The following is a 21,404-nucleotide window of genomic DNA, read 5'->3' on the forward strand; positions in this document are numbered from 1 at the left end:
TTCATGAATTTGAAAAATCCGGTCGTGAAATCTCTTCGTGTTTTTAAAGACCATAGCCCCCTCTTTATATTTTGTTTGGGATCCGTCGGGAATTGGTTAGTTAAAAGACCTGAAGCGGGGAACTTCAGGTCTTTTTTGTATAAATACGTACGAGTTCTGTTTTGATCAAATATAAAGCTATTTAATAACGACATCTGCTCCCATAACTTTCTTATTTGAGCGAGATACATTGTTTTGATCTACAAGTAACTTCTTACTTTCCAATGCCTGCAAATTATTGGCCAGAATTTCGAGCTGAAGGGATGACATACCTTCGGTGCTCGCTGCCGAGGTACCTTTAAGCGAAAATGTTTCGCCAAAACCACCATGCTGTCCAAATGCAACAAATGACACTTCCGGATCAAACTGCCCTAAAGTAGGTCTTCCGTCAAAATCAAGCACCTGCGTACCTAATATAGATGATTTGACCGAATAACCGGCGTACGCGTTGCCTCCAATGTCAGACCAACTTCCACGCAAATTGCCCGACACCAATGAATTATAAATATGAAGGTTATTGTTATTGGCGGATGCATTGTGAATCCCCACACCGCCGGCAGCAGTAGCTGTAGTACCCGCCTCATTACCTGAAACGGTGGAGCTGATCAGATGGAAAGTGGTGGCCCCGTATAATGCTACACCACCGCCAAAGGCGCTACCTCCAGCCTTATTGCCATAAATTGTAGAATTTACTACGTAAAATAATGACTTTTCACGGGCATAAATACCTCCTCCTACTGCGTTATTACCAAATATACCTGTGATATTTCTGGCTATAGTAACATTATAAAGTATGTTCACACTTTCGACAGCAGTATTCAAGCTGTATAATCCGGCACCTACACCACCGATGCGATTCCCTACAACCTCGGAATCGTACATCACAAGACGGGAACCATCATTCCAGATACCGCCACCATTGGAAGCAGCTATCGTCGTATAATTATTCTTTACCGATACGTGATCCATAGTTACATCGGCTAATGATGTGATATAAACACCGGGAGCGTGATTTGCAGAACCATTATCAGTTACAGAAACATTCTTCAGCAATACCTTGGCCTTTGAGACAAACAAACCTCCTCCATGCTGCTTACTGACAACAGTTCCCGATGCATTGACCGATCCGGTACCTCCTGCCATACCTTTGGTAATGGTTATGCCATGCAACTCAACTTGCTGCCCTTGCGCTTTGGGCGCAATCACAGTAACAACGTGAATAGATTTGTTGTTCCCGTTAAACTCCGTCTTATGTAACTTAGGGTCTGCTACTGATCCATTGGTAGCCTGAGCGGGATACCCCCCTATGATACGCACATTCTCTGCAATTTCAAATGTAGCATCTTGGACTGATGCCCCTCCTGTCAATACCTGCGTAGGAATATACACACCTGCTGCCACATGGATATAATCGCCATTCACAGCTTCATCCAACGCCTTATGCAAAGAAGTAGCGTTCGTCCAGGAAAGCCCATCGGCAGCAGTTTGCCCATCTACGCGTACATAAAAATGACGTGTAACATCTGGAAGCGGATCTCCTGCGGATTGTTTAATTTGTATTTCGGCTCGTACCTCATCAGTAACATAGGCCACTACTTTACCTATACGTTCAGCCAAATCACGATTTCTTGCTGTAATAATTCCAACTTTTTCAGAAGATAGCCCATTGGGTTTCACAAAGGAAATCCAGCTATCATCGGTTTTCAATCTAAAAGGCAAGTTGCTATTCAGGTCTATCCAAAGTGTGTCTAATGTATTAGGAGCATCCAACGAGACACTGGCAAAACCGATACGGCCTGTACTAGGCGTAAAACTTTCGAGATCAATGTCTTTACACGAAACTAGGCAGAACAACCCGGATATTAGGATGAGAAAACTTTTTACAATACGATTCATAACATGTTCTATTTTGCTATTAACAATAAACCATTGGCCACAGCACGCTCTGCACCACCATTATCGGAAGGCCAATTGCGTAATTGAAACCTACCTATACTGAAATCTGCTGTACTTCGCTTGAAATAGGTACTAGAACCTCCGCCATCAAGATTAATAGCATCGTAGGCTCCAAGTGCTTTTAAGCATTTGCCCAACTCTTCGTAGCTCATACCATTGGAATAATGAAACCTGCGTCCGTCTACGACAAGCATAAATACCTTAGTTCCATCCTGAGAAACTCCAATGGCTGTACGCGGTTCCAAGACATCAGATGTCTGAGCTTGTAATATCCCATCAGCAACTAGAGTAACGCGTCCACCCACAGCTTCTTGGATCTCGCTTTTCACTTGTGCATAATCGGCCTGATTACCGACAAAAGCCTTTCCGCTCTTTAGTATAGCAAAGAAAGTATTCACTTGATCTGTAACGGTAGTCTTGATTGCGACACCTTCCTTATATACAATACCTTGAGGAGTACCGTTGGTCATATTGTAAAAATCAGCATTGATCCCTGCCCATACTTTATGCCCTTCATAATCCTCAAACGTAGCCTGCGCAGTCATGGGTTGCATACCAAACTGAGCAGAGTTATTGGGCGTCGAAACTTCAACACCGATGTTGGGATTGGTAAGATCTGCCTCAATGACAAATATTTTCTTCGCAAGACCTGTCTTCGATATATAGCTTATCTCTGTAGCACTGACCCCATCCACAATTTGATAGGTACTGTCCTGATGGATGTGCACCATAAGATCTGTCTGTTCGACAATTTTCTTACCTACCTCTGAGGTAGGTATAAGAGAATAGGTATCTTCTACCCTAATAAACTCTTCTTTATTGCTACAGGACAATACCGTGAGGGCAAGTCCAAGCGTTGTAGCCAATAAGGTTTTTTGTATTTGGATCATCTTCATAGTTAATAGCCGGGATTAGGTTCTAAATTTGTATTGCGTTGCAGTTCACTACCAGGAATAGGTAAAAGTGTCTGATAAGGTAAAATACCTAATGTACTTATAGCTTTTTCAGTACGGATCAAATCATAATACCGAAAGTTCTCACCCAAGAGCTCGAGCTGCCGTTCCCGAAGTAATGCCGTAATAAACTCGTTCTCCGAAGATGGTGCTACAGCAGGTAATCCGCGAAATTGACGTAGGGCATTTAAATAGGTCAAGCCTTTGTCTAAGCCTAATCCTTCCGCAGCTATAAGATACATCTCCGAAATACGGGATATGATAACCGGATCTCTCCCTGTCTGTCCGCTGGGATATTTGTTGACACAATCGGTCCCCGCAATATTGACGATGGTCATGTTACGCCGTTTATCCGTAGGAGCAAACAGATTGACCGTTTCGTTAGTGATTCTATAGTTTCCCTGCCCTTTATTCGGATGTGCATAGGAGTAAAATAGATCCGAAATATTAATGGATGACTCTTCGGAAAGGTTTTCAAATGCGAAGATGACCTCTGCATTAGCCTGCTTCCTAAAGATTTTCTCAAAGCTATCCAATGCATATTTACCAGAAGAAATAAGAGACTGTGCTGCCGCCGCAGCCTCTTGCTTTTTGCCCTGTGCCAGATACACACGCGCCTGCAAAGCCTTAACGGCATCTGCCGAAACATAATAATAAGATTTGGATGTTGTTAAGTATTTTGCAGCCTCAATAAGATTGGTTTCAATAAAGGCCCAAACCTGCTCTTTAGGTGTCCGGAAAGGCTTATCTAAAGTATTTCCAGGCAGTACCGGTACACCGCCCCAACGCGTTATAAGATTGTAATAATTTAAAGCTCTAAAATAATAAGCCTCGCCCAAAGTTAAATTACGGAGGCTACTTTCTGGCTGAGCGAGACAGATAGACAACACGTTATTGACCTGGTACAATGAGCTATAATAACCATTCCAGCCTCTAGAAACGATGGAGTTGAGTGGAGAAAGCGTAGCATTGATCAAATTAAGCGGTGAGCTATTGGCCCCTGTCTGCAAATCACCTCCTAAAAGATCAAAGATTATAAAATTGTGTACACCGGGATCATTCTGCATATTATTGTACATCCCTAGACGCAGAGCCGGTATATCGCTAGCTGTCACCGCATCTGGAGCCATAGCCGAGTGGGAATAGAGATCTAACTTGTCCGCACAGGAGCTAAACAACGATACCGTTGCAGCACATGTCAATATAAAGATATTTTGGAATTTCATGGTTTTATAGATTAATGTTTACGCCAAAGCTAAAAGTTCTAGGTTGAGGTACCCCAAATAGATCAACGCCGTAATATCGTGGATCAAGATTATTATTCACCTCAGGATCCCATCCAGAATAGTTTGTCAGTAGAAACAGGTTATCTACAGTAGCAAATACCCGAAGACCATTTAACTTAACCTGTCTTATAAATTGCTTATCAAAATTATAAGCCAATGTCATAGAGCGCAGACGGATGAAAGAGCCGTCTTCGAGAAAACGTGTTGAGTTTTTCGTATTATGACCTAATCCGACCAATGCTCTTGGGTACACATTTGTACTACCAGCCCCTGTCCATGCGTTTTCTACGTAGCTCAAATCTTTAGCGAAATTTGCTCCTAGATTGGCCATTCCTGTTGATTTCCATTGCGCATACACGTCAGCGCCATAGGAGTAGGTAAACAGAAAGTCCAATTGTACACCTTTATAGGAGAAAGAGTTATTCCAACCTCCTGTAAACTTGGGATTGGCATTTCCTAACACCATACGGTCGTTGTCATTGATAATATTATTGCCATCGACATCGCGCCAACGCACATCTCCGGCGCGCACCCCCAGTTCAAACTGCTCCTGTGGCACTTCGCCATCGTATTGAAATAGTCCATCCCAGTCGAATAAATAGAATGCACCAATACTCTCACCTACTTTTAACGCTCTATTATCACCTATCGCAATCGGTGTCTGGTCCTCCAGTAAAGAGGTAATACGATTGGTATTGTGGGCGATATTAAACGCTGACTTCCACTGTACTTGTCCCAGCGGCACATTGGTATTGATGCCAAGCTCGAGCCCCTTATTCATCATAGAGCCAACATTGCTCACGATACTCGTCATCCCTGTCGTAGCATGAATAGGCATGCTGTAAAGAAGATCGTATGTCTTTTTGTAATAAGCATCAAATACGATATTCAGCTTTCTTTTAAAAAAAGAGACATCAAAACCAACATCATACTGGTTTGCTTTTTCCCAACGTAGGTCTTTGTTACCAAAAGAAGAAACGGATATCCCGGATTCATTACCATAATTCTGTCCTCCTGACATAAGCGCTTGATAGGCATACTGCCCAATCCCCTCCTGATTTCCAGTGACACCGTAGCTTGCTCTGAACTTCAAATCATTTTCATTGATCCCCATAAACTCTTCATTGGAAATATTCCAGCCAAAAGAGAGGGAAGGGAAATATCCCCAACGATTGTCCCTATGAAATTTAGAAGATCCATCAGCCCGTAAAGTAGCAGTCATTAAATAGCGGTCTTTGTAGGAAAAAGTACCTCTTCCGAAATAAGACTCCAACGCATACTCGCCAATACCACCACTGGCGGCGAAAATTTCTGATGCTACAGATATGACCTGCAAAGATGGGGTCGGAAACCCGCGACCGTCAATGGACGAAGATCGGCTCATCTGCTTCTGATACGAATGTCCCAACATAGCCGATACAGTCAGCTCCCCAAACGTATTATTATAATTCAAAACGTTATCAAACACAACGTTTTGGATCAACCTGTTATAATCCAACAATCGACCTACTCCAGTACCATAAGGATGCTTTTGATTATAATAGGTATAATCATAGGTGTAACCGATATCTGCACTAAAAGATGATCTAAATGAAAAATGATCTAAAAAATTAGCCTGCCCATAATACGTACCCAGATATCTATAATTATCTACGTAAGCATCCTGCTCGTTTAGGATCTGTAACGGATTGTGTCGCGTCAGCTCATCTGTACCTCCCACATAATAATCGCCATTAGGCTTAAAAGGACGGTCGAAAGGGCGTTGTTCAATAGCACGCGCAATAATGGTAGACCCTAAGTTGGCACCAGGCACTTGGTTGTTTTTAATGAAATTCCCCATATTATTTGCCCCTACCTCTAGCCAATCAGCAAACTTGTGGCTGACTTTTGTATTCAGGTTATACTTACGAATCGCATTGTTCTTAACTACGCCCGACTGATCGGTAAGTCCCAGTCCAAAATAATAATTGGTCTTGGTATTTCCTCCTGAGAGTGCTGCATCATAGTTTTGAAAATACCCTGTCTGCAAGATCAGTCCTAACCAGTCTGTATCTGGAAGTCCCTGATAGGGATTTTGGATACGTATCTTATAATCACTGTCTCCTACTTTACGCCCGTATTGCTTATTGTAATTGTCCACACCGGCATTAAAGCTGGCTATATACTGCTCGGAATTAGCGAGCTTTATCTTATCCTTATTGGCAAACTGGCTAAAACCGCTTGTTACATTAATCCGTACATCATTCCTCCCAGCTTTACCAGACTTCGTGGTGATAAGTACAACACCGTTACTAGCGCGCGAACCGTAAATAGCAGCTGATGCGGCATCTTTCAAGATTTCGATGGATTCTATATCGGCATGATTAAACGCAGCTAGTGGACTGTAGGACTCTCCAAATGAAAATAACGCCATATCCGAAGTATTGATTGGTACTCCGTCGACTACGTACAAGGGGTTATTTCCAGCGCTGATAGAAGAATTACCTCGTATAGTAATTTTTTCTCCAGAAGCTAGATTGCCCGATCCCATAGATACATTTACACCAGCAATGCGACCTTCGAGTAACCTCGTGGGACTCGCCACCTGTCGCATATTCGAATCATCGATTTTAAGGCTTCCAACAGCGCTGGTCACCAGCGACCTACGCTGCGTGCCGTATCCTACCACAACGGTCTCTTCTAAAAGCTTCTCTTCAACGTTCAATATAACCTTCGGGGCTTCATGCATACGAATGGTGACAATCTTCGACTCATACCCCGTAAAACTGACACGTACGGTCGCTGATGTTCCTGTAATAGGCAAATTAAAATAGCCCTTTTCATCCGTTTGCGTAGCCTTGCTTCCATCGATGATTTGTACCGACGCGCCTGCTAGAGCTCCCCCTGTCTCCGTCACCACAAACCCGGCAACAAACTGTTGGATTACATCGATTTTTCGTAGAGCCGGAACTGGCGCAGGTTTGTCTTTTATAACGATGACACCTTGGTTCAGTTCATAGTCAAAGGGCTGTCCTTTGAAGATATCCGACAACAATTCTGCAAGATCTACATTTTGTGCCTTTATAGACACCCTATTAGCCTCACTTCTATACTGACCATCGAACAGATAGGAAACATTGGTCTGTTGTTTTATTTTTTTAAATACATCGACCAACTTTTCATTCTTAACATCTAAAGACACCCGCTGTAGGGAAGCAGCATGTACAGTGGGCATCACTGCTCCTAACTGCAGGGCCAAAGCCAGCCCCAACACTCCTTTTCTTCTTTTAAAAAAACTCATGAATTTGATTGTTTAATTAGTTTGATTACTCGCATATTATTTTTCTTGATTCGTAGCGATGGTGAGTCGGCCCTCCTTGACTATAATTTTGACATTCGAAGTGGTTTCGATCAGGTCTAACAGCTTCTTTAACGGCACATTTCTGTTGACCAACCCGTTCAATCTGTTTTCAGGAAGATTGTCAAGATTGACCTCGATATTGTACCACAGACCGATTCGGGTCATGACTTCGCCGATTGGCGTATTATCAAAGAAAAACTCGCCTTTACGCCAAGCCGCAACATCTTCTGCATTTTCTACAGTGGTATAGCGTATCTGCTTCCCAATATATGCCTGATGACCTGGAGTCATAAGGATTTTATCGTTATAATTGGATGTCGCCTCGACCGAACCTTCTATTAAAGTAACAATATCAGCCTGCTGTCCTTTGTATGAGGTAATATTAAACTTTGTCCCTAAGACTCTTGTTGATTGTTGGTCTGTGTGAACAATAAAAGGAGCTGATTTGTCATGTGAAACATCAAAATAAGCTTCGCCTGATAAGAACACCTCTCTTTTACCACTTGCAAATCGTGCAGGAAATCGTATAGCCGTAGCAGCATTAAGCCATACAGACGTACCGTCAGATAAAACCAACTGATAATACCCGCCTTTTGGTGTTACAATCTCATGCATACCAACTTCCTTCCCATCTTCTTCCCGATAAATACCTTCGTCTTCCAGCTTTGCTAAATCCTCCAAAGATGTCAGGGAATATACCTGTCCGGTCTCTGTGATTAAATTAGCACCAAACTTGCCCGGACCTACCTCGGCCAAATCAACCTCAGTCCTATTTATCGACTTCAGATAGTAGCCCCCCACCAACAACAAGGGTAAAAGCACTGCTGCTGCCCAACGTATGTACCGATGCCTAGAACGGCGTAAAGTCTTCACCTTTTGCTGCGCATGTATATTGATCCATATGCGGGATTCCATCTCTTCTAATTGTCTCGTAGACTTTTCTTTGGTAATATCGAGATCGGACTGCAAGTCATCGTAGTAATGCTCTACATGATCTATTTGCTTCTTGTCAGCTTTGCCAAGAAGATATTTTTGTATTATGTCTTTGAGGTTCTTTTTCATCATCTGTTCTTATACTAAAGACAGATGATAAACAGGAAAGCCCAGTGGGATGTAAAAAAATTAAAAGAAAAGTAGAATCAGAAACTTGAGTATACTTCGGATTGCAGAAATAGCTTTCCCAAGGTGGTTCCGAACTGTTTTTATAGAGAGTCCCATCACTGCTGCGATTTCATCTGTAGATCTATTTTCATGGTATCGCATGGCAAAAACTGCTCGCTGCTGTGGGGGCAAAGAAAGAATCTTTTCATGAACAGTATCGTAAGCTTCTTTCGTAAGTAGGTCTTTTAAAGGAGATGAATCATTCTGAATATTCTCTTCGTAGTCTGTGATTAAGGCGGGCTTATTTTTGAGAATGAAATTAAGGGTTTTATTCCTCGTTAGGACAAAAAGATAAGACTTAAGTTCCTGAATCGATGTCTTCTCCCTGTTTTCCCATAGCGTTGTAAAGATATCCTGTGTGATATTTTCAGCCTCGTCTTGATTGCGTAACCGTCTATAGGCTTCATTATAAACAAATATCCAATGCAAGCGGTACAGCTTTTCGAAAGCCTCATGACTCCCAGAAGCGAGTTGGTCAAGCAGCTGATGTTCTGCTTTATGAGAGCTGTTCAATTCATTTGGATTCACATTGGCAAATTTAGGATACCCGATATAAATCTTTTGTTATATCTAGGTTAAGTTATTTGTGCATCAAATTTATCACCATAAAAATATTGAATAAAAATCGATAAAAACAAAAATATCAACGTATTCTGATCTGTCAATGATCCCCCACGATGTAATTACGATTGCAATTGCGTAAAAAAACTAATCTTATCCAACTGTTCAATTGAAGCTAAAGACAAACAGAGCTATTCTGAAACAACTTTAGAAAGGAAAATTACGCAGTGGCCGATCATTCGTACCTTGTTAGTTGATACGTTCATAATACAGTATAACTGCACCTGCACTAAATGTTTTGGTTTTGATGAGTTTGAGGTTAATTTTATGGCTAATATTTTTAAATAGTGCCAATCCGCCACCTGCTATAACAGGGTGAATACAAAGTTGATATTCATCTATCAAATTGAGTTTGGTCAATGCTACAATCAAACTCGGGCTGCATACAAATATATCCTTTCCAGACTCCTGTCGAAGGCGTAAAACCTCTTTCTCCAGATCTTGACTAGCTAACTTTGCACTCCTCCAATCTATACTTTTCAGCATATGTGAAAAAACAAGCTTAGGTGTATTGTCTATAGCGATAGCGAAATCATCCATCGCTTTATCGCCTGTTGGATTGACCAACACGGTACGCCAAAACTCCATAAGCTGATAAGTTATTCTACCGAATAAAGCGATACTAGCCGTTCGCAACAGATCTGCATAGTGTTGATGTATCTCTTCGTCAGGGATACCTGAGGTATGATCGCAAAATCCGTCAATCGTCATATTCATTGCCGCTATTACTTTTTTCATAGGTGTTTAATTACTTGTCGATCCGCCAGCTTGGTTTGATTTTCAACAGCTCCAAGGATGTTTCGTATTCTTTCTTAGAGTATGCTTTTGAACCAAGAGACAAAATGATTGCTATATAAGCTCCATTATAGATTAGAATCACTTTCTTTCAAAAACTTATTTTTTATACAAGTCTATAAATAGATGTTGTGATAATATTTGTCATAAGGCAAGAAATTGAACACCTTAGGCAATAGTCATTACTTCTCAAAACACCGATCTGCTATTAGTTTTTGAGGAAAAATAACACCCATGTACGAACCTCGAAAAAAATCGCGACAGGAGGAATGACTCAAGGTACTTTTACTTTTTGATATGCATGTTGTATATATTGTAGGTACTTAATACACTGTAATCGGCCATACTCATGAACGAATATTTGAGGGGATAGTTGAAAATGTTTTCTGTTTGTTTGATCATCGCAAGCAGTTCCGTGACTGTTGATTGAACAGCTTTAGCCCCCTTTGGGTACTGAACGAAGCTCTCTTTGCCCCCTCCTCGATAATAAAATAACACCCGACTACGCTCTAGCACCTTTAGATCCGTATTATCTAGAGGTTTACTATCCAATAACTTTTCAAGGGCTAAATTTAGACTTACACGCGTAGAATCGCTCTCTCCCATAAGAATCAACTGACTGCCATAGGTGACCGATGCGAGCAGATAGGGATTGTAACCTTCTTTCTTTAACGGAGTAATTACTTGATCAGGGTATGCTTCATCATATTCTAAGTAATCAACGAAAAGTGTGAGCTTGTTCAGATTATTATAAAGCAATGTATTGTATTTCTTTTGGACGGTAGTCGAGTCAGAATGCCGAACGAGTGACAATACCTGTTGTACATCCTTGGAATAGCCTAAATAACCTTGAATCTCCGCATAATCGGCAAACGTAGTCTTCGAAAAATTCATACTACTGAACTGACCTGATTTCTTGAATTTATTAGCGTAAGTCAAAATCGAGTTGTAATTAGGCTCAAAGAAGCCTATATCTATGGATGGATCATTGTACGATAAAATATGGAATTTAGTATCTTTGGCTATTTTTTTCAAGCTTTCAAGCCGTAAGCCTTGTATTGTATCTTTAAGATGCCAGATACTCCCTAAAAAATAGTTCTCGTCAATATTTTGGTCGGTATAGTATTCCCTCATCTCGAGCCGAACCTGACGTTTCTCAAATATGGGTTTCGGATTAGGAGTAACTTCTTCAGTAGGCTCTTTGGGTATGCTCGCTTCTATTTCTTCAATGGCTGTCTTTTTTGAACAACTCAACCATAATAATGAGCAAATAGTAATCCAGAATATATTACGAATCTTCATTCTTTAAAATTAAACACGTTAAACATATGAAAAAATATCCTTTGAGGATAAAAAAATGTAAATTACTTAATAAAAATTAAAACACACTTCTTCTTTCAATGGATTTTTTTTCAGTTATGTCTTGTACCGTCATGCAATAGATTTTCTCTATTTTGACCAAAAATAATTAAATGGATGAGTAGCGCTACAAAATCCGTCTTTAGAATACAACGCAATTATATTGCTTGTAAAGACGAATTTATGTAGGTTTGATATACAAAACCGCAATTCATAATGAAGAATAGTACCAAAATAACAAATGCTAGTATAGAATCGTCAGGATTACCAAAAGACCCCAAACAGGTCATCGCAGAGTATATCTGGAATGGATTTGACGCAAAGGCAACTTCGGTAGTCATAGATATATCAAGCAATGAACTAGGTTATATTGAGCGTATCCGTATCATGGATAATGGTGAAGGCATCACTCCGGATTTACTGCCTTATTCATTTGGTAACTTTTTAGATTCACTGAAGAAAGCCGTACCTAAACGCACCTCCTATACACGCGGGAAGAAAGGCAAAGGACGATTTTCATTTTCTTTATTTGCGACACGTGCCACCTGGCATACCGTGGTATCCATAGGAAGTAAGCTAATGGCATATAGACTTACAATAGATAGAAATTCAAAAGAGGAATACGAAAGCTCAGAGCCACAGCTATCGCAAGCAGAAAGCACAGGCACAACAGTGGTATTGGAAGGTATATTTAGCGTGAACGCTTCGGTACTGGAATCAGCAGAATTTTTGGATTTCCTAGCTCAGGAATTTGGTTGGTTTTTACAGCTCAACAAAGAGCTTGGGTACACTATAAAAATAAATGGAAAAATTCTTTCCTATAATCAGCTCATCCAAGAGACAGATACAACATCGGTTACGATATATAGTCCAACACAAAATTCGTATCTATTTAAAGTCAACTATATAAGATGGAAGCAGCCGATAGGTGACCGCTACTACTACTATTTCCTTAACAGTCAAAAAATGGAGGTAGCCAAAGTGTTAAGTAGCTTTAACAATAATGCGATAGAATTTCACCATTCAGTGTATATAGAATCTATATTTTTCAACCATTTCGAACAATCGGAAATCGGCTTGTCCAATGAAGGCAATCTATTCAGTGAAAAAGAGCATCAGGTCGTATACCGTCGATTGATGGCGGAACTACGTGATCTTCTGGATCGTAAACAAAAAAAATATGTCCGTGAGCAAGCTGTAACCATCAAAATGCTTGAATTGGCTCAAAAAGATCTTCTCCCTCGATATAGCACGTCGGAAGAAGATAATAAGAGAAAAGCAATATTATTACAACTGGTACAAGAGCTTTACATTGTAGATCCACGTGCATTTGTCGGTATAAAACCAGATTTGGTACGAACGTACCTCGGCTTTTTAGATTTATTACTGCAAACAGAGCGGAGGATGGAGATATTACCGATAGTGGAACAGGCTATTCCCCTATCGGATAAAGAAAAGGAACGAATAAAGAAATTGCTGGAAATCAAATGCTAAGCTAAGACATGCCCTTGATTATTTTATGGATTTTGCTATCATCTAAGCGGTGTAAGAAATAGAAACGACCTTTCTTGTCATGGGAAAAGCGAGTGTTTCCCTGATCCGCTTATTTTTACATAAAAATCTATAGATGAATTCGACAAAAATATGGGCAAACCTCGGGGTAAATAATTTAGAAAGAACAACCAGATTCTATGAGGCATTAGGCTTTACCCCTAACGGAAAACACCCTGTTACAAAAGACCTTACGAGCTTCCTTATAGGAAAAGATAACTTTGTCATACATTTCTTTCTAAAAGATGTGCTTGAAGCTAATATGAAGGTTAAAATTGCCGATGCTGAAAATGCTATTGAAGTAATGTTTACGCTGTCTGCAGCCAGCGAAGAGGAGGTGGATAACTGGGCCAATATTGTAGAGCTGGCAGGGGGGAGACTTCTTTCTAGACCTCAGAAATTTGGAAAGACTTACTATGGCTTTGTCTTTGCTGATCCAGATGGACACACCTTTAACGTACTGCAGATGTAATTGTGCTGTTCTTGTATTTTAATGGACATATGCTTCAATAAATACCGAACTATGGTCTGTAACAGACCCGCATCGAAGTACAAGCCAAGTAGAAAACTCTTTCCTAAAAAAGATGCAAGCCTTCGAAATATACACCAAATAGCATGTAAAAGACCGTTTAGGTATCAAAATTGTACAGATACAATATCAGAACCTAAACGGTCACTAAAGAAATCTTATAACTCGATCAATCTAATCGAACTTGACCTTCGCAACTACAGGAAGATGATCCGAAGGGAAACGCATATGTAAGGCATCGACCAATGAAGCGTACTTCAACACCTGAACACTTTCGTTCACAAAAATATAATCGATGCGTTGTTTCATAGGAGCATCCCACTTGAACGCATTGGTAGTACCGACAGGTCCATAAGGTGCTGTCTGACTAATTTCGAAGGCATCTTTCAGGCTCTGCTTGATTGTAATAATAGGCTCACTATCAGGAGTAGCATTGAAATCCCCTAACGCAATGACCGGGGCTCCTTTTGAAATTTCGGCTATTTTCTTAAGCATTAGTTTGGCAGACTCTGCTCTTGCTTTTACCCCTTGGTGATCGAAGTGCGAACTAAATACAAAAAACCGCTTCCCATTCGCTTTATCCTTCAACATAACCCAAGAGCAGATTCTATTGCAACAGACCGCATCCCAGCCTTTACCAGGTTTGTCTGGCGTCTCGCTGTACCAGAAATCCCCCTTGTCCAAGACATCAAATTTATGTATATTATAAAATATAGCAGAATGCTCTCCTCCTTGTTGGCCGTCATCACGCCCCACACCAACATACTTGAGGTAATCAATACGTGATATATCATCGAGTTGATGTTTAAAACCTTCTTGTGTGCCGATGATATCCAGTTCATGGTACTTTAGCAGTCCATTGACCATATCTCTGCGATAAGACCATGCATCAAGACCATCTTTTTCGGTATCCATCCGGATATTAAATGTGGCTACCTGGTAAGTACGCTGTTCTTTATGCTGTGCTTGAGTTGTCCCGGCAATGCCAATTATCAGTAGGCATGCGATAACTAATTTTTTCATTCCCAACCTTTATTTTGTCCTAAATTATTGTTTCTATCTTTTGCATTTTGCGGAATTGGGTATAGATACTTTCTATCCTCCCATTTACGCACGCCTGGGTTCCATAATACCTCTCCTGAAGTGCCGTTGGACAATTGTAATTGGCCTACTGACGTAGAAGGACTTACATTAACGAATGCTATACCCGCCGTACTGGAAGTCGGCTTTTGTCCCTGGTAAAAATAAACATCCTTCTTACCGTCACCATTAAGATCATATTCCCCCAGTCCAGGCACATACATTCCATTCATTGCAGATGTCTGAAATAGCTCTCCCAGTCTCCAACGGATCAGATCATCGGTGCGCAACCCCTCAAAAATCATTTCAACAGCCCGTTCACGAATGATTTCTAGCAAAATAGGATCGCTAAATCGTCCTTTGTAGTAGTTAAGCAGGTAGGGATCGGCTACCGTAGGCAGTTGTCTTGCAGCCCCTGCAGGTATACCGGCACGCTCTCGAAGTGCCGCTATGGTATTATTCCACTCGCTTGGTGTCATCTCGCCTAGTTCGGCTAATGCTTCAGCTTTATTGAGCAGGATTTCTCCCCACCGCATAATGATGTGTGCATTATCGTTGCGACTTTCATCATCATACGGAAAGCGCTCATCATAACACCATTTAATAGGCTGGTACCCGGTATAAGTCTGTGTGAAATTAGGAGCCGAAATAACGGGCACACCATTCTCGGTACGTGCATAATTTCCTGAGCGAATCGTCTGCTTCAATCTTAGATCCCGATTTTTCACTTCGTCTACGAAGGGTTTTGTTTTGTAATTAGGGTCGTCGGTAAAACGCGAACCATCGGCATTGAGATACATCTTTACAAAATCGCGAGTAAGACTGGGCCTATTACCGTAGGTAGGACTGATAAACCTTCTATTGGCAGAACTAAAAACCTGTAAATTAGCATTGAGCACTACGGCTAGCAGAGTCTCATCAACAAAAGGTGTCTTCGCAATAAACAACTCTCGATAGGACTTTTCTACATCCGAGGATTTATGCAAGACAAATCCAGCGATCGCATTCGCTTCCTTGACCACTTCACGGTACCATTGTTGTGCGGTAGACTGTTTATTGTAATCTACATGGTATTTACGAAACGAAGCTTCATGCAAGCATATACGTGTTTTGTAGGCGCGCGCTACACTTTTGGTAATACGTGTAGCCGAAGGATCGGTAGTGAGCTCAATATGCTCTATAGCGTAATCCAAATCTGCCAGAACCTTGTCCATCACCAGAAATCTATCATCCCGTTTAGCATACAGTACAGCGTCATTATCAATAGCAATAGTCTGATCTACCCAAGGCACATCACCAAATCGCTTGACTTTTTCAAAATAGAACAATGCCCTAAAAAATCGCGCTACTCCTACAAAATGGTTCTTGTTTGCGACGGCGCTTTTATTCGCATTCTCGATAAAATAGTTGATATTCCTAAGGTCTTTCCAGTCCCATCCTCCACTGGTAATGGGGCTCAGTGCATTGGGCGTCAAAAAGTCATCTACACCATTGCGAGCGACAAGATCTGAGAGGTCGTCACGCTGAAACACCCCTACATCGGTACTGGGTAGGATATCGTAAAAGGAATTGGAATAAAGCTCCAGCCCTCCTACAGATTCAAATATCGCTTGGTTGGTAGCTGTATCTACTGGCATCTCTTCCAGATCGCATGATGCCATGGTAAACAGTGCAAATACAACAAAAATATGGTTAAGTGTTTTCATGTTTTCTATTATTGATTAAAATCCCACCATCAGACCGAAAGAAACAGCTTTCAACATTGGATAATTGTATCCGTCTCCACTGTTGCCCCCACTCAGATCTCTATCTGAACCATAAATATTAGTTACATCCGTATCCTTCGTCCATTTGTACATAGGAGACCAAGTCCAGATATTTTCTGCCGACATGTATAGTTTAAGATTAGATGCCTTTATTTTGGCGGCTACTTTTTGGGGGAGATTGTATCCTACCTGTAGATTGCGTAAACGGATATAGGCTGCATTTTGTAGAAACCTGTCATTTGGAGTATTCAATGCACGTCCTGAACCCTGAGCAATATAACCAACCAAACGAGGTAAGTAGGCATCATAATTGCCCAATTCTTCTCTAAACATATTGGCTTCATGCCATCTTGGATATGAATTGTATGGACGATTGTACTGCCCCCAGAAGCGGGACTCCGGCGCGGGATACCAATCTTGTTTTAAGACTCCTTGGAAAAATGCGGACACAAATATACCATTCCACTCTCCGCCCAGATTGACACCAAATGAGTATCTACTCGTCGAATTTCCGATAATAGTCTTATCACCCGAGTTGTCGGCCTCATTCAATCCTTGGTAGATCACTCCGTCACCATCCAGATCTTTGAATTTAAGATCCCCTGGATAGTTTTTACGGGTGTTGGTATTTGGGATATTTGATTGCGAAGGCGAATTCTTAATTTCTTCTTCCGACCGGAACAAACCTTCTACTTGATACCCCCAGATCTCGCCAAGCTTTTGTCCCACATAATAATCGTTCAAGCGCATGTCGGCATTGTTATACTTGGTAATCTCGGCTTGATAATCCGACAATACCACACGTAAATCATACTTAAAAGGCTTATTTTTCAACTCAAATTGATCTTTCCAGCTTACACTAAGTTCCCATCCCCTCGTCTCTAAATCCGCATAGTTGCCTTTTGGAACCTCTGTTCCGAATATAGCAGGCAGCGTCGGTCCCACCGTAAACATGTCGGTAGTAGCTCGCTTATAGTAGTCCATAGTAACCTGTAAGCGATTGCTGAAAGAGCCAAATTCAAGACCGATATTACTGCTTGCCGATTTTTCCCATGTTAAACCATCCGGCACCACATTGGGCTGCTCGGTCTTCTGCGGTCGTACACCATTTATAATTCTTCCCGACTGCGTAATTTTAAAGTTTTCCATAAAGGTGTAGGGATCGATATTTCCATTGCCTAACCTGCCATACGAGGCTCTCAGTTTCAGATTGGAGATGTATTTCGGATCCACTTTCCAGAATTCCTCTTCTGAAATACGCCAACCTGCTGATGCAGAAGGAAAGAATGCCCACTGTTGATCGGAAGGAAATTTAGAAGAACCATCGTAACGGCCATTTATCTCCAACAGATACCGTTCTTTGAAGTCATAATTGATTCGAAAAAAACCTCCTGCTATCGCCCATTTTCTGTAGCCTCCGGTAGTTACAATACTCTGCCCCAGCGCTAGGTTAATGTCGCTGGCATCGGCATATACGATACCATTGCGCTGAGCCGTCAGATTTTTATATTTCGACTGTTCGTAGTTGTACCCCACCAAGAAAGCTAAATGGTGACTATCTGCAAGAGCGGTCTTATAGTCTGCATAGATATTGGTAGCCATGTATTCGGTAGTTCTCCGTCTCTCCTGTAGATCGTTGGTATTGGTACCTGTATAACCGATCACACCTTCGTAGCGGCTGTATGGCACCTGAACTCTGTTCTGCTGCGATCCAATATCCGTGCTTTGAAAAGTAAAATCAGCTCTAAAATTCAACGATTTATCAAAAAAACTAGCTACAGCTCCTGTCCTATTTTTCAAAAAACGATGATCAGAGCTTATGCCATTCTTGCCAATATAGTGATCCCCTACCGTATAGGCAGATGAAAAGGACAAGGTGCCATCTGGATTTAGCAAAGGTGCCAGCGGGTGACCCTCGTCAGCAATATTGCGCCATACGCCACTCCCCTCGCCGACGTTGATCGGTTGAAAATATTGCATCTTGGAATATTCAGTATTGTTATCGACCTGTAACCAATCAGTCAATTGGATAGAACCCTTAGCGCGTAGGTTATACATATCATACTTGTCTTCGCTGTACCGAAACAGTCCATCCTGCCCGTTGTAGCGTCCACTCAGATAAAACACCGCCTTATCGTTGCCACCGGACAACGAAATATTATGATCCTGTGCGATAAAATTATCCTTATACAATTCCTTATACCAATCCGTACTGTAGAAGTACATATACTCTCCGGTAGTTGGGTTGACATCAACTCGCGGCAACGTGGGATCCTCCCATCGGCGCTTTATCTCCGCGAGATAGGCCTGCGAAAAAGGCAAGGTCTTGTTGATTGCTGTAGGTGTCGTACCACTATCATTCCAGCGGGACCAAGCATCATTAAAACCTTTGGCCCAGGGGTATGAGTCGGTAATATTGTCCGGAACAGTAGTTGGTGACTTGATAGAAAGATTCGTGCTGTAAGTGATTGATGTCTTACCTTCTTTAGCCGATTTAGTTGTAATTAATACCACACCAAAAGCAGCACGTGCTCCATAAATGGAAGCAGATGCAGCATCTTTAAGAACAGATATCGTCTCAATATCATTGGGGTTGAGCATCATGGGATCTCCCTCTACACCATCTATAAGCACCAAAGCATCCCCTTTTTGACCAATAGAGGTAGTACCACGTACATTAAAACCAGGTGATTGATTGGGCTTACCGTCGAGCATCTGAATATTCAAATTAGGCACAACCCCCACGAGCCCCTGCGCTACATTGGTAATCGGTCTATTTTCAAAAACTTCGGATGTCACTTGATCCACGGCACCAGTAAGATTTACCTTCTTCTGCTGACCATACCCCACAACCACAACCTCATCCATATCCTGCACGGACTCCTGCATAGACACCTGCGTCATCTTCCCTCTACTTAGCTTAATCTCTTTGGTCTGAAAACCTAGGATCGAAAACTGGAAAACTGGATCTGCGGCGGTGCTTTGGATCTCAAACTGTCCATTTGCATTGGTAAGTGTACGGTTAGTTTTGCCTTTTTCAGTGATTGTTACATTTTCTATCGGTTGCCCTTTGCTATCGGATACAACCCCCGAATAGGTTTTCTGCTGTAAAGCCACTATTGAAGATGATCCAACAGTAGGTCTTACAGTTTCCGTACCTCTTGTTAGTATAATGTCTTTATCGACAATTTGGTAGTTCAATTGATGCGCAGACAAAATACTCCTTAAAACTTTCTCTAAAGGCTCATTGCTGTAATTTACGTCTATCCTTTTCTTATTGGATAACAAGGACTGTGCGTAGAAGATGTTATAACCGGTCTGCTTTTGCAAATCTTTCAAGACAGATTCCAGCTTGACATTTTTCTTATTCAGTGTGATATGCTGTCCAAAAGTAAACGCATTAACTTGTAGACTTGCAGCCAATAAAAGCGGTATTGCCAACGACAATTTCATAGCTATTGGGATTTTGGTAGTATGCTCCTGCAAAACAACAGAACATCCTACCAGATTTTTTTTGTTAATTTGCATCTGGTTGTTTTTTTATTCGTTAATCTTTCAATCGATAGTCTTTTTATACGACTAAATTTCAGGGGCGGTCGCAACGCTCCTGAATCTTTAGCTATCCATTTTGAAATTATTTCATAACAGATACCCTCCTTTCTTTCAGTTCAAATTGAACACCCCCAGTCAGGGTAATTAGTTTTAATAGTTTATTAATGTCTGCGTAACGGGAGATCGTTCCTGAAAAATAAACCTCCTTAAAATCTCCCTGATAATCGACTTTTACGTCGTACCATCGGGCTATCGTAGCCATCACATCATAAAGATTAACATTGTCGAACGCAAAGGATCCATTTCGCCAAGCAACCGTATAAAATGGATCAATAGGCTTTACAGACACCTCATCTTTGTGCGGATTATAGATTGCTTGCTGATTAGGCTTTAGCAACTGTTGCTGTATATTGTCAAACCGCAATCGTACCGTCCCCTCGACCAAGGTAGTGCGTATCTCAGGGTCATAGCTATTGATATTGAATGCAGTACCCAATACCTCAAGCTCTTGCTGACGGGTCTTTACGATAAATGGAATATACTTTTGACCTATCGCCAGTCTAGCTACCTCAAAAAAGGCCTCGCCCTCCAGCTCCACTACACGTCGCTCCTTCCCAAAATTCAACGGGTATTTTAATTGAGATGAGGAATTGACCCAGATGTAGGTACCATCCGGGAGGCATAGTTTATACTCGCCACCTTTGGGCGTCACAATAGTATTATATATTACGCGGTCGGAAGGGCCGGTGCTAGTCAAGGTGTAAGATAGTTCGCCGTGCCTGTCCTTAGTAACGTTGTAGCCCTCAAGTACGATCGTTGTGTCTACATTAAGTTTATCCAAATCGATGAGTTCTCCATTATCCAATAGTAAATTTCCCTTCGGACTACCTGGCAAAACCACCCCCGAGATATCTGTTGACTCTTCCGTTCTCTTAGATTCAGAATAAAACAATAAGCTAAAACATAGTAGCAATAAGGCTGCTACCGTTCCATACCATAATCTAAAGTTTTTAAAATGCGATACAGGCACGCTGGATTCATTCACGGATCGCATAATACGATCAAACATACGCTCTGAGCGCAAAGAAGATAGTGCCTGTTGGGACTCTTCGTCCTTGAAGGAATCGATCAATTGATCCAACCACTGATCCTCAGCATCCTGGTTTACAAATTTTGTTAATGTATGTAGTTCTTCCTCACTGATATTTCCATCACGAAAGGCTATAAATAAACGGAATAACTGATCTTTTGTCACTGATAATACCTTGCTTTTAATATTATACTAGCTGAAGGGATACCGGGAGGACTATTATATCTTAGATTTTTTTTAAAACTATACGCATAGAGACAGGAAATCCACTGGTTTAGTGGTAAAGCAAAGTTAACATACTATTTATACCAGCAAGAATAAGTACG

At 41.3% G+C, this 21,404-nt stretch carries 14 protein-coding genes; 2 read left to right on the plus strand and 12 right to left on the minus strand.

Annotation, left to right across the window (positions count from 1 at the left end; genetic code table 11):
- Positions 1–177: 177 nt before the first annotated feature.
- The 8 genes from G7B18_RS03330 to G7B18_RS03365 all read right to left on the minus strand — a co-directional run bounded on the left by G7B18_RS03330 (position 178) and on the right by G7B18_RS03365 (position 11,453).
- Complete coding sequence (locus G7B18_RS03330) at positions 178–1,935, minus strand: BACON domain-containing protein (protein WP_164108396.1); 1,758 nt, start codon at positions 1,933–1,935, stop codon at positions 178–180.
- Positions 1,936–1,943: 8 nt separating this feature from the next.
- Positions 1,944–2,891, minus strand: coding sequence for a phosphodiester glycosidase family protein (locus tag G7B18_RS03335; RefSeq protein ID WP_240452760.1), 948 nt, complete (start codon positions 2,889–2,891; stop codon positions 1,944–1,946).
- Between the two features lie 2 nt (positions 2,892–2,893).
- Complete coding sequence (locus tag G7B18_RS03340) at positions 2,894–4,174, minus strand: RagB/SusD family nutrient uptake outer membrane protein (RefSeq protein WP_164108395.1); 1,281 nt, start codon at positions 4,172–4,174, stop codon at positions 2,894–2,896.
- 4 nt (positions 4,175–4,178) lie between these two features.
- On the minus strand, positions 4,179–7,514 hold the full coding sequence (locus G7B18_RS03345; RefSeq protein ID WP_205601698.1) for a SusC/RagA family TonB-linked outer membrane protein: 3,336 nt from the start codon (positions 7,512–7,514) through the stop codon (positions 4,179–4,181).
- A 36-nt stretch (positions 7,515–7,550) separates the two neighbouring features.
- Complete coding sequence (locus G7B18_RS03350; RefSeq protein ID WP_164108394.1) at positions 7,551–8,639, minus strand: FecR family protein; 1,089 nt, start codon at positions 8,637–8,639, stop codon at positions 7,551–7,553.
- Between the two features lie 57 nt (positions 8,640–8,696).
- Complete coding sequence (locus G7B18_RS03355; protein WP_164108393.1) at positions 8,697–9,263, minus strand: RNA polymerase sigma factor; 567 nt, start codon at positions 9,261–9,263, stop codon at positions 8,697–8,699.
- Between the two features lie 282 nt (positions 9,264–9,545).
- The gene (locus G7B18_RS03360) at positions 9,546–10,094 is read right to left on the minus strand and encodes a dihydrofolate reductase family protein (RefSeq protein ID WP_164108392.1); all 549 of its coding nucleotides are present in this window, start codon (positions 10,092–10,094) and stop codon (positions 9,546–9,548) included.
- Positions 10,095–10,436: 342 nt separating this feature from the next.
- Entirely contained in the window at positions 10,437–11,453 is a 1,017-nt protein-coding gene (locus tag G7B18_RS03365) for a hypothetical protein (protein WP_164108391.1), read from the minus strand.
- A gap of 273 nt (positions 11,454–11,726) precedes the next feature.
- Here G7B18_RS03365 and G7B18_RS03370 point away from each other — a divergent pair, with 273 nt between their 5' ends.
- Positions 11,727–13,004: an ATP-binding protein gene (locus G7B18_RS03370; protein WP_164122068.1), complete on the plus strand. Its 1,278-nt coding sequence runs from the start codon at positions 11,727–11,729 to the stop codon at positions 13,002–13,004.
- 133 nt (positions 13,005–13,137) lie between these two features.
- The gene (locus tag G7B18_RS03375) at positions 13,138–13,533 is read left to right on the plus strand and encodes a VOC family protein (protein ID WP_164108389.1); all 396 of its coding nucleotides are present in this window, start codon (positions 13,138–13,140) and stop codon (positions 13,531–13,533) included.
- 231 nt (positions 13,534–13,764) lie between these two features.
- Here G7B18_RS03375 and G7B18_RS03380 read toward each other — a convergent pair whose 3' ends face one another.
- From G7B18_RS03380 to G7B18_RS03395, 4 genes are all read right to left on the minus strand, one after another.
- On the minus strand, positions 13,765–14,613 hold the full coding sequence (locus G7B18_RS03380) for an endonuclease/exonuclease/phosphatase family protein (RefSeq protein ID WP_164108388.1): 849 nt from the start codon (positions 14,611–14,613) through the stop codon (positions 13,765–13,767).
- A complete protein-coding gene (locus G7B18_RS03385) occupies positions 14,610–16,376 on the minus strand; it encodes a RagB/SusD family nutrient uptake outer membrane protein (RefSeq protein ID WP_164122069.1) in 1,767 nt (588 codons plus the stop codon). The genes G7B18_RS03380 and G7B18_RS03385 overlap by 4 nt, the downstream gene beginning before the upstream one ends.
- 15 nt (positions 16,377–16,391) lie before the next feature.
- Positions 16,392–19,964 (minus strand): TonB-dependent receptor, encoded by a 3,573-nt coding sequence (locus G7B18_RS03390; RefSeq protein WP_205600158.1) that lies wholly within the window; start codon positions 19,962–19,964, stop codon positions 16,392–16,394.
- A 106-nt stretch (positions 19,965–20,070) separates the two neighbouring features.
- A complete protein-coding gene (locus G7B18_RS03395) occupies positions 20,071–21,243 on the minus strand; it encodes a FecR family protein (protein WP_164108386.1) in 1,173 nt (390 codons plus the stop codon).
- Positions 21,244–21,404 lie beyond the last annotated feature (161 nt).

Origin of the sequence: Sphingobacterium sp. xlx-130, from assembly GCF_011007405.1 — a bacterium.
GTDB lineage: Bacteria > Bacteroidota > Bacteroidia > Sphingobacteriales > Sphingobacteriaceae > Sphingobacterium > Sphingobacterium luzhongxinii.